The organism is Jiella endophytica (assembly GCF_004519335.1).
In the GTDB taxonomy this organism is placed as follows: Bacteria; Pseudomonadota; Alphaproteobacteria; order Rhizobiales; family Rhizobiaceae; genus Jiella; species Jiella endophytica.
Genome location: NZ_SOZD01000003.1, coordinates 594,374 through 607,098, shown reverse-complemented (window position 1 = coordinate 607,098; position 12,725 = coordinate 594,374). Strand labels below are relative to the sequence as shown.

Genomic DNA, 12,725 nt, shown 5'->3' with positions numbered 1-12,725 from the left:
GCGGGCAGCGGCCCTGACGGCGCTATCGGCCGGGTGCTGTGAGATTGTCGGCGTGACGGTCGCGGATGTGCGGGAAGACTGGCGCTTGCGCCTCGTCGATGAGCAGCGCCAGCACCCGCGGCGGCGTCAGCGGCAGTTCGCTGACGGTCTTGCCGGTGGCATTGGCGACGGCGCAGGCGACGGTGGCGCCGACATTGAGGATCGGCACCTCGCCGGCGCCCTTGGTGCCGAGCGGGCCGATCGAGGGCGCGCCCTCGTGGAGTTCGATCGCGACGGGGACGACGTCACCGGCGAGCGGCACGCGATAGGTCTCGAAGCTCTTCTGCCGGATATGGCCGTCCGGCCCGACATCGGCCTCTTCGTGGAGGGCGTAGCCGAGGCCCTGAACGACGCCGCCCTGGATCTGGCCGAAGATGGCGCTGGGGTTCAGCGCCCGGCCGACGTCCTGCACCACGCGATAGGCGAGCACCTCGACATGGCCGGTCAGGGGATCGACGGCGACGTCGCAGTCGTGGACGGCGAAGACCGGGATGTCGAGCGCCTCGATGAAATGGCCGGCGCAGCAGCCGGCCATGGCCGGCGTTCCGGCGGCGGCGAAGGAGCCGGTGCCTGAGAGCGGGCCGAACCTCATCTGCCCATGGGAGGCGACCTCGGCGATGGTCGCGCCGGAGCCCTTGGCACCGGCGATCTCGATCCGTCCGTCGGCGATGACGAGATCCTCGGCGGCCGCTTCCAGCATGTCGCTCGCGACCTTCAGGAGCTTGGTGCGGACCTCGATCGCCGCCGTGCGGCTGGCCGCGCCGAGCGAGACGGTGGTGCGGCCGCCGCCGACGCCGACGTCGTAGCCGGCGGCATCGGTGTCGGCGGCACGGACCACCACCTTGTCCGGCGTCAGGCCGAGGGTCGCCGCGACGATCTGCGGCAGCGCCTGCATCATCGAGCCTGAGCCGATCTCGACGCCGGAGGTGACGAGGGTGGCGCTGCCGTCGGCATTCATGTTGACGGTCGCGGCGGAGGGGCCGGTGAAGACGAACCAGGTTCCGACGGTGGTGGCGCGGCCGGAAAGCCGCCCGTCGGTAAGTTGCGGCGACGGATCCTTGGCGCGCAGTGCCGCCATCTTCTCCAGCATTGGCGCCAGCACGTCGCCCTCGAAGACCTGACCCGTCGCGCCGAGATCGCCGTCGCCGATGACGTTCTTGAAGCGGAACGCCTCCGGCGCCATGCCGATTGCCGCGGCGATCTCGTCGGTGTGCCGCTCCAGCGCGAAGGTGTTGTAGACGCCGTTGCAGGCCCGGAAGGCGCCGTTCGGCGCGGTATTGGTGTAGACGGCGCGCGAGACGATCCGCACCGCGCCCAGCCGATAGTTTCCGCCGAGTGTGTGGGCGGTCATCGTCGTCAGAAACACCTGCTCGCCGCCATAGGCGCCGCAATCCATCAGCACCACCGCCTCTCTTCCGGCGATCGAGCCGTCCGGGGCGACCGCCGAGCGGATCCGGATCTCGGCATTTTCCCGGAACAGGCAGGTGAGCATCTCCTCCTCGCGGCTGTTGACCAGGCGGACGGTTCGGCCGCTCTTCCGGGCGAGGAGCGCGGCAAAGGGTTCCAGCGCGCAGTCGAACTTCAGCCCGAAGCCGCCGCCGACCGGCGGCACCGTCACCCGGATCGCCGAGGCCGGCACGCCGAGCAGCGTGGCGGTGGTGTTGCGGACCGTCCAGGGCACCTGCGTCGACGTCTCGATGTGGTAGCGGCCGTCCTCATAGTTTGCGACGACGGCGCGCGGCTCGAGGGAGAGGTGGTTCTGCCGGCCGACGCGGAACGAACTCTCGACGACCGTCACGTCGCTGCGGGCGAACGCCGCGTCGACGTCGCCGCGATCGACGCTCGCCTCCCAGGCGACATTGCCGCCCCGCGCGCCGCCTTGCGTCAGGACCTCGTAGCCCTGCCAGCCCGGATGGACGAGCGGCGCGTCCTCCGCGAGGGACGCTCCCATGTCGAGCACGGCGGGGAGCGGCTCGATATCGACGGTGATCGCGGCAAGGGCCGCCCGAGCCTCGGCCTCGCTCTCGGCCGCGACGGCGGCGATCGGCTCGCCGCAATAGCGCACAACGTCGGTCGCAAACAGCGGGTGGTCGGCGATGCCGAGGCCGGCGCGGCCGGGTGCGTCCTCGTGCGTGACGACGGCGCGAACGCCCGGCATGCGCGCCGCGGCCGAGACGTCGAGGCGGGCGATGCGCCCGCTCGGCACGTCGGACCTCAGCAGCGCGGCGTGAAGCATGCCAGCCGCGCCGCGATCGATGGTGTAGCGGGTGCGGCCGAGCAGCTTGTCCCGGGCGTCGCGGCGGCGAAAGTCCTGAACGGCCTTTTCCGCGGTCTCACTCATGCCCGGCCTCCATCACGGCGAGGGCGGCGTCGACGATCCGCTCGTAGCCGGTGCAGCGGCAGACATTGCCGACGAGCGCTTCCTTCACCGCCGCCCGGTTCGGCTCGCAGGTGCCGGAGGTGGTGAGGTGGGTGAGCGCCACGACCATGCCGGGGAAGCACATGCCGCACTGGACGGCGTCGTGCTCTTCCAGTGCCGCCTGCACCGGTGTCGGCGACTCGCCCGAAGTGAGGCCCTCGACGGTCTCGATGTCGCGACCCTCGACCAGCGCCACCGGCGTCAGGCAGGCGACGGTCGGGACAGCATCGACGAGCACCATGCAGGCGCCGCAGAAGCCTTCGCGGCAGACCGGCTTTGCCCCGGTGAGATGCAAGCCGTCGCGAAGGACATCGACGAGCGGCGTCATCGGCGCGGCGGCGAACTCCCGCGTCTCGCCATTGACGGTCAGTCGGATGGTCATGGAGCCGGGCCCTTCCTTCACGCGGCGACGAGGCTTGCGACGGCGCGGCCGGCGAGGGCGGGCAGCACCCGGACGCGGTACCAGCCGGGGGCCTCGACACCGTCGCGGCCGTTGAAGGAGGCAAGCAGCGAACCGGCGATCCCGGTGGTCCTCGCCCCGTCGAGCGGCTCGCCCAAAAGGGCGTCCTCCAGCCCGGTCCAGCGCCGGGCCGTCGCCTCGACGGAACCGACGGCGATCCGCGCTGCCCCGATCCGCTCCATCGCATCGACCCGCATCGCGACGGAGACGATCGCCACCGGATAGTCGCCGGCCTTTCGGAGCGGCAGCCGCGCATGGGCGGTGCGCTGGCCGGTGCGGGCGACGACCACCTTCGTCAGGATATGCCCCGGCAGGAGGCCGGTCCGCTGGGCGAGGAAATCGGCGAGCGGGATCAGGCGGGAACCGGCTGGCCCGGCAAGCTCCACCGTAGCATCGAGGCAGAGGAGCGCCGGGACCAGGTCGGCGGCGGCGAAATCCGCCGTGCAGAGATTGCCGCCGACGGTCGCTGCGGAGCGCACGGCCGGGTTGGCGGAGCTGCCGGCCGCCAGACGCAGCCCGGCAAATTCCGGAAAGCCGGCAAGGGCGTTGGCGAGATCGGCGTGGGTGACCGCGGCACCGATCGCGATCGCATCGTCCGTTACCTCGACGAGCGACAGTTCGGGGATCCGCGACAGGCCGACATAGGCTGGCGCGAAGGGCTCGCGCCGCAGCGGCGCCCGCATCACCCAGGTGCCGCCGGCAAGCGGCGCCGCGGCCCGCTCGCCAAGCGACGCCAGCGCCTCGCCGAGGGTCGCCGGCAGCAGGATTTCGGGCGGTGTTTCCGGACGCATGGTCCAGGCTCCCTTGAACTGGTCGGATGCGGACGCTTCGGTCCCGGCGGCGATTTCGCCGTCAGCGGCCGTCGAGGCGCAGCCGGTCGAGCACGACGCCGAGAATGACGATCGCGCCGAGGACGATCATCTGCACGTAGCCGTCGATCCGGGTCAGATTCATGCCGTTCGACAGGATGGTGATGAACAGGGCGCCGAGCGCCGCCGAGCCGACGCCGCCCCTCCCGCCGGCAAGGCTGGTGCCGCCGACGACGGCTGCCGCGATCGACTGCAGCGACAGCGTGCCGCCGAGATTGGGTTCGCCCGAGCCGGTGCGCGCGGTCATCATCAGCGCGCCGAGGGCGGCGAGGGCCGAGCAGAGCACATAGGCGTAGACGAGGAGGCGCTTCACCGGGATGCCGGCGACGGCCGCCGCCTGCGGATTGGTGCCGATGATGTAGAGCGAGCGCCCGAACACCGTTCGGGACAGGACGAAGGCGAGGACGCCGCCGACAAGGATCGCGATGACGATGGCGATCGGCAGCCCGAGGATCGAGCCGCGATAGAAGAGATCGGCGAAGGCCGCAGGGACGCCCTGGACCGGCCGGCCGTCGGAGATGGTGGTGGCGACGCCGATGGCGATGTTCATGCTGCCGAGCGTCGCGACCAGCGGGCTGACGCCGAGGATCGAGACGACGACGCCGTTGAAGAGGCCGCATGCGGCGGCGAGCGCGAAGCCGGCGGCGATCGCTGCGAGCACCGCGACGATGCCGTTGGCATCGGCGCCGCCGATCCCGGCCATGGCGAGGGCCGCTGCGACGGAGACCATCGAGACGGTCGGGCCGAGCGACAGGTCGAAGCCGCGGGTGAGGATGACCACCATCTGGGCCATGGCGAAGAGCGCCAGATAGCTCGTCTGCTGGGCGATGTTCAGAAGGTTGTAGGTCGTCAGCACCCGGTCGTCGGCAAGGCCGAAGCCGGCGAGGAGGAGGACGAGGGCGATCGGCAGGGCAAGCTGTCGCGCCCATCCGGTGCCCTGCAGGATGCGGCTGCCGCGTGCGTCGATGGCGGCCGGCTTGGCGGGGGCGGCGAGGTCGGCGTCAGACACGGGACATTCTCCGGCGGCTGAACTCGTCGAGGGCGACGGCGAGGACCATGATCAGGCCGAGGAAGATCGGCTGCAGGCGGGAGTCGATGTGGAGGAGGTTGAGGGCGTTGCCGAGGATGGTGAGGAACAGCGCCGCGACGGCGACCACCTCCACCCGGCCGATGCCGCCGCGCAGGCTGACGCCGCCGATCACCGCGGCGGCGATCGACTGCAGCATCATCGCGTCGCCGCCGAGGCTCGCCTGGCCCGAGCCGACGAGGGCGGTGAGGAGGATGCCGACCGTCGCCGCAAGCCCGCCCGACAGGACATAGGTGCCGACGAGATGGCGCCGGATCGAGACGCCGGAGACGACGGCGGCCTCCTGATTGCCGCCGATGGCGTAGACGTAGCGGCCGAAGAGGGTGCGCCGCTGGACGAAGGCCATGGCGAGGACGACGGCGAGGGCGATGTAGATTGCCAACGGGAAGCCGAGGATCTGCGAGCGGCCGATCGCCTGCACGAAGCCCTTCGGCATGCCGTAGACCGGGATGCCGTTGGTGAGAAGCAGGCCGATGCCTGCCGTCGCCGACATGGTGCCGAGGGTGACGACGAAGCCGGACACCTTCAGCCTGGCGACGCAGAGCCCGTTGAAGAGGCCGACGGCGAGGCCCGATCCGAGACCGGCAGCAATGCCGATGACGATGGCGAGGATGTCCGGCCCGCCGATGGCGGAGGCGGCCGCGGCCATGGCCTTCGCTGTGACGACGCTGGCAAGCGCGACGACGGCGCCGACCGACAGGTCGAAGCCGCCGGCGATGATCACCATCGCCTGGCCGCAGGCGATGATCGCCAGGAAGGAGGCCATGCGCAGGATGTTGACGACGTTCATCCAGCCGAGGAAATACGGCGACATCAGCGACGTGCCGATGATGACGATCGCCATCAGGACCGGCAGCAGGCCGACGGTGAGGACGAGGTTGAGAATGTCCTGGCCGGACTGGCGCCCGGGCCCGCCGGGAAGGGTCGCGGTGGTGCTCATGCGGCCTTCTCCCGGGCTTCTTCCTCGAAGAAGCTCGACAGGACGTTCTGCTCGGTCATCGCCTCGCCCTCGAGCAGCGCGGCGATGCGGCCGTGATGCATGACGTAGAGCCGGTTCGACAGCGCCAGCACCTCCGGCAGCTCGGAGGAGACGACGACGACGGCGGCGCCCGCCTCGACCAGCCGCTTGATGAATTCGTAGACCTCGACCTTGGCGCCGACATCGATGCCGACGCTCGGCTCGTCGAACAGGAAGATGTCGAGGTCGCGGGCCATCGCCCGGCCGAGCATGACCTTCTGGCGGTTGCCGCCGGAGAGATTGCCGACGGCGCGCTCGATATTGGGCGGCCGAAGCTTCAGCGTTTCCATGATCGGCCCGATCAGCGAACGCTCGGCGGTGCGGCGGATGATGCCTCGGCGCTGGTAGCGGCCAAGGTCGAGGGCCGCCATCGAGACGTTCTCGCGGATCGGCCGTGACAAAGCGAGGCCCTCGACGCCGCGATTGGCGGGGAAATAGGCAACGCCGCGCCTGAGGCTCGAGCGCGGGTCGAGCGCGGTGACCGTCTCGCCGCGCAGCGTGACGCTGCCGGAGGCGATCGGCTCGATGCCGTAGATGGCCCTGACGAGTTCGGACTTGCCGCAGCCGACCAGCCCGGCGACGCCGGTGATCTCGCCGGCCCGGGCGAAGAAGTCGACATCGGCGACCTGGCCGTCGGCGGTGGCGAGCTTCTCGACGGCGATCGCGACCTCGCCTGGTCGGTGGGTGATCGCCGGGAACAGGACGTCGATCTTGCGGCCGGTCATCAGCTCGACCAGCTCGCTGTCGGTGACGGTCGCGGCGTCGAGAGTCTTGATGTGCCGGCCGTCGCGAAGCACGGTGACGCGGTCGGCGAGCGCCCGGATCTCGCGCATGCGATGCGAGACGTAGATGATGCCGACGCCCTGGCTCTTCAGCCTGGCGATGAGTTCGAACAGCCGGCCGGTCTCGCGCTCGGTGAGCGAGGCGGTCGGCTCGTCGAGGATCAGCAGGCGGACCTTGCCGAGGAGCGCCTTGGCGATCTCGGCCATCTGCTGGTGGGCGCGGTCGAGCTTGTCGACCCGCGCCTTGGGATCGAGGTCGAAGCCGAGTTCGGCGATCAGCTCGCGGGCCCGGCGGCGCATCCCGCCGGCGTCGAGAATGCCGGCGGCCGAGCGCTCGCGGCCGAGAAACAGGTTTTCCTCGACGGTGAGGCTCGGCACCAGCGAAAATTCCTGGAACACCGGGCTGATGCCGATGGCGCGGGCCTTGTGCGGCGTCAGCTCGGCCATCTCCTCGCCGCCGAAGCGGAAGCTGCCGCTGGTCGGCGGGAAGGTGCCGGATATGACGTTGATCAGCGTCGACTTGCCGGCGCCGTTCTCGCCGAAAAGGACGTGCAATTCGCCCGCCTTGACGTCGAGATCGACGTCGTCGAGGGCGAGCACGCCCGGGAACCGCTTGGTCACGCCCGACAGGACGAGCAGCGGCTCGGCGGTCTCGTTGCGCGGCGTCGTGCTGGTTGCGGCCGGTTCCATTGCTTCTCCTGAAAGGACGAGGCGAACGGGCCGGGGCCCGTTCGCCATGTCACTGCGAAGCGGCTTACTTCGCTTTCACCGAATATTCGGGGTTCCAGTCGGCGGGAGCGAGGACGAGGTCCATGTTGAGGTCCTTCGCCGTCGTCTCGTCGATGACGTCGGCCTTCGGCTGGGCGAGCTTCATGACGTCCTTGCCCTCGATCAGCCGCACCGCCTGGTCGATGGCCATGGCGCCCTCGGCGACCGGATACTGGGTCGCGAAAGCGAGGATCTGGCCGCCGTTCAGCGCGTCGAGCATCGCCTGGTTCTCGTAGGAGGAGATGATCTTGATGTCCGGCCGCCCGGCGAGCTGGACCGCGCCGATGGCCGCCTCGGCGGTCGGCGCCGTACCCCAGATGACGTTCATCTCGGGATAGGTCTGCAGGGCGTCCTGGATCAGCTTCAGCTGCACCGCGACGCCACTGTCGCCGAACTTCTCGTCGAGGATCTTGACGTTGTCGTGCCCTTCGACGGTGTCCTTGAAGCCCTTGTTGAAGTCCTCGGCCCAGCCGGAGCCGGCCGGCCCGGGGAAGGTCACGACATTGGCCTCCTCGTCGCCGATCGCCGAGAGGAGGCCCTTGGCGGTGACGCCGCCCATGGCGACGAAGTCGACATAGTTGGCGGCCGGCAGCGCGTCCTTCGGCAGCGGGTTGGTGACGCCGACGACGGGGATCTTCTTCTCCGCCGCCTCGGCGAATTTCTGGGTGAGGCCGGCGCCGGAGATCGCCCCGACGACGATGGCGTCGGCGCCGCTCGCCATGCAGTCGTCGAACTGCGAGATCTGCTTCGGCAGGTTCTCGTAGCCGCCGGCCTCGTAGAGGTTCATGTTGACGTTCTCGGCCTTCGCCTGGGTGACGATGCCGTAGGCGACGGCGACCCAGAAGCTGTCCTTCATGTGCGGGAAGAGGACGCAGATGTTGTAGGCCTTGTCGGCCTTTTCGAGCGGGGTGTATTCGGCCTCGGTCGGCGTGCCCGAGGAGGCGTCATAGACGGGGAAGGGCCACCAGGACGCGGAATCCTCTGCGGCGGCAGGGCCGGCCGCGGCGGCGAGGACGGCGAGGGACGTCGCGGTGGCAAGGGCGATGCGGCTGGTCAGTCTGGCGGTCATCTTCGGCAGTCCTTCCTTGGGGGTTTCGGGCCTGGGGTCTCGGGCGCGGGGTTGCGGGTAATATGTCATTCGGGGGGAGGGCGGGGTTCAGGCCTTCGCCCATTCGCCGACCGATCGTCGTTCGAACACTTCGCGGAACTGGCGGGTGGATTCCGGCAGCAGCGCGCCGCTGTCCCATTCGAGGATCACGGCGTGCCGGCGGATGACGTCGAAGGCGTCGATCTCGCCGGACCGGTAGCGGGCGGCGACCTCTTCGGGGTCGACCCGCGCCCAGGCGACGCGGCTTGCCCGGATCTCCTCGCGCAGGGCCGCGGTCGCGGCCTCGTCGATCTCGTATTCGCAGAGTTCGGCGTCGATGGTGCGGATGACGACGCCATAGTCCTTGGCGGCGCGATCGACCGAGACATAGTCGTCGACGACGTCCTCGAGGACGCGTTTCGGGTCGCGCTCGAGCGGATCGCCGAAGCCGCCGCCGCCGGCGGTCGGGCGGGTGAAGACGTCGCCCTCGCGGATGGTGACGTCGGAGAAGATCGCGCCGAGCCGCTCGTCGCGGTCGCCGCCGGCCCGCGTCAGGGTCAGGCCGTGGGGCATGGAGGGCAGGCCGCCCTCGATGCCCCAGACGACGGCTCGCTCGCGGTCGCAGATATAGGAGATGACGACGTCCTCGCTTTCGAGCATGCGCGAGGTCTTCACGAGGCCGGCGCCGCCACGCCATTTGCCCGGGCCGGGAGAGTCTGTGACGATCTCCATCTCGGTGCAGAGGATCGGATTGGCCCGCTCCTGGCCCTCCACCGGCTGGGCGTTCATGCCGGTGCCGAAGGAGGCGGTGGTGCAGTTGTTCCCGTCCTTGCCGTTGCGACCGCCCCAGCCGCCGGGCAGCCAGTCGTAGAACATGAAGATCGACTTGTCGGCGGCTCTGGCGTCCCAGCCGCCGGTGAGCAGATATTCGAGGTTGAAGGCGCAGGCGAGCGCCCGCTCCGGCATCAGCCTGGACCACATCTCGTAGATCGAGTTCATGATCTTCTCGAAGGGCATCAGGAAGCCGGTGACGGCGACCGGCCACCTGGCGTCGACGATCGAGCCTTCCGGGGCGATGATCTCGAAGGCGCGGTAGAAGCCGGAATTCAGCGGCACGTCGGGGAAGAAGGTCTTCATCCCGGCGGCGACGCCGGAGAAGGTCGTGCCGAAGGCGGAATTGTAGATCGAGCCGATCACCGGATGGCTGCCGGTGAAGTCGTAGATGACCTTGTCGCCCTTGATGGTCATCTTGATCCGGATCGGGATCATGCCTTCGCCGCCGGCGGGATCGCGGTCGATGAAGTCCACCGTCTCCCACTCGCCGTCGGGCATTGCGGCGATGCGCTGGCGCACCGCCCGCTCGACATAGTCCTGCACCGCCGAAAGCCCGGTCTCGATGGTATCGCGGCCGTATTTGCCGACGAGCCGGAGGATCTCGCGCTCGCAGACCCGAGTCGCCTGGGCCTGGGCCTGCATGTCACCGATGATCGAGGCCGGATCGCGGGTGTTGTGGGCGATCAGCCCGGCGACGTCCCTGTGCAACTCGTTCTTCGAGAACAGCCGGACCGGGGTGATGCGCAGGCCCTCGCGGAACATCTCGCGCGCCGAGACGTCGAAGGAGCCCGGTACCGAGCCGCCGACATCCGACCAGTGGCCGTTCGACTGGGCATAGGCGATGACCTTGCCGTCGGCGAAGATCGGCCGCACCAGCCGGACGTCGGAAAAATGCGTGCCGCCGGCATAGGGGTCGTTGATGGCGTAGACGTCGCCCTCGTGCATGTCGCCCTCGAAGTGGCGCATGACGTCCTGGCAGGTGAAATGCAGGGTGCCGACATGGACGGCGATGTCCTGGTTGCCCTGTGCGGCGCATTCGCCCTTGGCGTCGTGCAGGCCGCTGGAGAAGTCGTGATTGTAGATCACGAAGGAATAGCAGGTCCTCAGCACCTGCTCGCCCATCTGGTCGACGGCGGTGATGAAGGAGTTCTTCAGGACCTCGAAGGTCACCGGATCGAGCTGTTCGGCCGCCATCGTCTCAGCCCTTCGCGCGGATGATGATGTTGAGATACTTGTCGACCTCGGCCTTCGCCCAGGGCGGCACGACGGTGGTGGAATCCACCTGTTCGACGACCGCCGGACCTTCGATGGCAAAGCCTGCCGGCAGGACCGCGCGGTCGTAGATCGGCGTCTCGTGCGGCTCGCCGTCGAACCAGACGGTCCGCCTGCCGGCGGGCGGCGGGCTCTCGCCGGTCGGCTCGTGGACGAGGAGGTCGGCCTTCGGCACGACGCCGATCGCCTTCAGATTGACCCGGAACAGGCTGACCGGCGTGTCGTCGCGGCGGAAATTGTATTCCCGGTCGTGCTCGCGGTGGAAATCCTCGACCAAGGCGTCGATCGAGCGGATCGGGCTCGGCGCGGTGACGGCGAGGGAGCGCCACTGGCCGCGATACATCATGTCGATCGAGCGCTGGAAGACGATGTCCTCGGCCCTGACGCCCTCGTGGGTCAGGCGGTCGAGGGCTTCGGCCTCGATGCGGGCGAACTGCGCCTCGATCGCCTCCGGATCGGCTGCCGCTGCCTCGATCATGCAGTTTTCGGAAAAGTCGTGCTGCATGTCGACGAGCAGGCAGCCGAGCGCCGAGGTGACGCCGGGATTGGTCGGCACGATGACGACGGGGATGGCGAGTTCGCGGGCGACCGCCGCGCCGTGCAGCGCGCCGGCACCGCCGAAGGCGACGAGGGCGAAGTCGCGCGGATCGTAGCCGCGGCTGATCGAAATCAGCCGCACCGCGTCCGACATGTTGGCGTTGGCGACCTTGATGATCGCCTCGGCGGCCTCCTCGACGGTGAGGTCGAAGGCTTTCGCGACGCCGCTCTCGACGGCCTTGCGGGCAAGGCCCGCGTCGAGCCTGACCGAGCCGCCGGCAAGGCTGGTGCCGAGCCGGCCGAGGGTGACGTTGGCATCGGTGTTGGTCGGCTGCTCGTTGCCGTTGCCGTAGCAGGCGGGGCCGGGATAGGCGCCGGCCGATTGCGGGCCGTTGCGCAGCGAGCCTGCCTCGTCGGTCCAGGCGAGCGAGCCGCCGCCGGCACCGATGGTCATCACCTCGATCGAGGAGAAGCGGATCGGATAGCCGAATTCGATGTACCAGTCCTTGGTGACCCGCGACTGGCCCTCATAGGCGAGCGACACGTCGGTGGAGGTGCCGCCCATGTCGAGGCCGATGGCGTTGGGAAAGCCGCAAAGGCCGGCGATGTGACGGCTGGCGATGGCGCCGGCGGCGATGCCCGAACCGGCGAGCCGTGCGGCGAAATCCTTGACGCTTCCCGGCGTCATCACGCCGCCGCCGGTGTGAAGAAGGAGGAGGTCGCGGGTGTAGCCGTCCTCGGCGAGCCGGTCCCCCAGCCGCTTGGTGTAGTCGACCACCACCGGGCTCAGCGCGGCATTGACGACCGTCGTCGAGAAGCGCTCGTGCTCGAAGATCTCGGGCAGCACCTGCGAGGAGATCGAGACCGGGATGTTCGGCATCGCCTCGACGAGGATGTCGCGCATCGCCCGCTCGTTGTCGCCGTTGAGATAGGCGTTCATGAAGCAGACGGCGATCGCCTCGACGCCGCGGCGTTTCAGGATCCGGGCGACCTCCCGGGCGGCATCGAGGTCGAGCGGCTCGATGATCGTGCCGGCGGCATCGACGCGCTCGGGCACCGTCAGCCGGTCGCGGCGCGGGATGTAGGGCCGCACGACGTCCTTGTAGGCGTCCCAGAGGTCTTCCTTGTTGGCCCGGCGGATCTCGATGACGTCGCGAAAGCCCTTGGTCGAGACGAGGGCGGTGCGCGGCAGCCGGCGGGTGATCAGCGCATTGGTCGCCACCGTCGTGCCGTGGGAGAACAGCGCGACTTCGGCAAGGTCGATGCCGGCCCTGGCGACGCCGGTCATGATCCCCTCGATCGGATCGGCGGTCGAAGAGGTCTTCTCGATCCGGATGAGGCCGGTCGCCTCGTCCATGATGCACATGTCGGTGAAGGTGCCGCCGACATCGACGGCCACGCGGAGATTCTGCACGGTCTCGTTCCCGGTGCTGAGCCGCGCCGTTCTTGCGGAACGGCCGCGGCCATGGGGCGTATGGACCCGAGCTAAACAGGATTTGCGGGGCGCTTCTTGACGATTGGCGCGCGAAACCTTGTGCTTGAGCGAATCTTCG

At 69.2% G+C, this 12,725-nt stretch carries 9 protein-coding genes; all 9 read right to left on the bottom strand.

Going from position 1 to position 12,725, the window contains the following annotated elements; genetic code table 11:
* Positions 1–22: 22 nt before the first annotated feature.
* Complete coding sequence (locus E3C22_RS12755; RefSeq protein ID WP_134762395.1) at positions 23–2,380, bottom strand: xanthine dehydrogenase family protein molybdopterin-binding subunit; 2,358 nt, start codon at positions 2,378–2,380, stop codon at positions 23–25.
* Entirely contained in the window at positions 2,373–2,840 is a 468-nt protein-coding gene (locus E3C22_RS12750) for a (2Fe-2S)-binding protein (protein WP_134762394.1), read from the bottom strand. The genes E3C22_RS12755 and E3C22_RS12750 overlap by 8 nt, the downstream gene beginning before the upstream one ends.
* A 17-nt stretch (positions 2,841–2,857) precedes the next feature.
* A complete protein-coding gene (locus tag E3C22_RS12745) occupies positions 2,858–3,709 on the bottom strand; it encodes an FAD binding domain-containing protein (RefSeq protein ID WP_134762393.1) in 852 nt (283 codons plus the stop codon).
* Between the two features lie 61 nt (positions 3,710–3,770).
* Complete coding sequence (locus E3C22_RS12740; RefSeq protein ID WP_134762392.1) at positions 3,771–4,796, bottom strand: ABC transporter permease; 1,026 nt, start codon at positions 4,794–4,796, stop codon at positions 3,771–3,773.
* The gene (locus tag E3C22_RS12735) at positions 4,789–5,814 is read right to left on the bottom strand and encodes an ABC transporter permease (protein WP_134762391.1); all 1,026 of its coding nucleotides are present in this window, start codon (positions 5,812–5,814) and stop codon (positions 4,789–4,791) included. Before E3C22_RS12735 ends, E3C22_RS12740 begins: the two co-directional genes overlap by 8 nt.
* Positions 5,811–7,364: a sugar ABC transporter ATP-binding protein gene (locus E3C22_RS12730; RefSeq protein WP_134762390.1), complete on the bottom strand. Its 1,554-nt coding sequence runs from the start codon at positions 7,362–7,364 to the stop codon at positions 5,811–5,813. Before E3C22_RS12730 ends, E3C22_RS12735 begins: the two co-directional genes overlap by 4 nt.
* 64 nt (positions 7,365–7,428) lie before the next feature.
* Positions 7,429–8,511, bottom strand: coding sequence for a TMAO reductase system periplasmic protein TorT (torT, locus tag E3C22_RS12725; RefSeq protein WP_134762389.1), 1,083 nt, complete (start codon positions 8,509–8,511; stop codon positions 7,429–7,431).
* Positions 8,512–8,598: 87 nt separating this feature from the next.
* A complete protein-coding gene (locus E3C22_RS12720) occupies positions 8,599–10,557 on the bottom strand; it encodes a hydantoinase B/oxoprolinase family protein (RefSeq protein WP_134762388.1) in 1,959 nt (652 codons plus the stop codon).
* Between the two features lie 4 nt (positions 10,558–10,561).
* Positions 10,562–12,586: a hydantoinase/oxoprolinase family protein gene (locus tag E3C22_RS12715; protein ID WP_134762387.1), complete on the bottom strand. Its 2,025-nt coding sequence runs from the start codon at positions 12,584–12,586 to the stop codon at positions 10,562–10,564.
* Positions 12,587–12,725 lie beyond the last annotated feature (139 nt).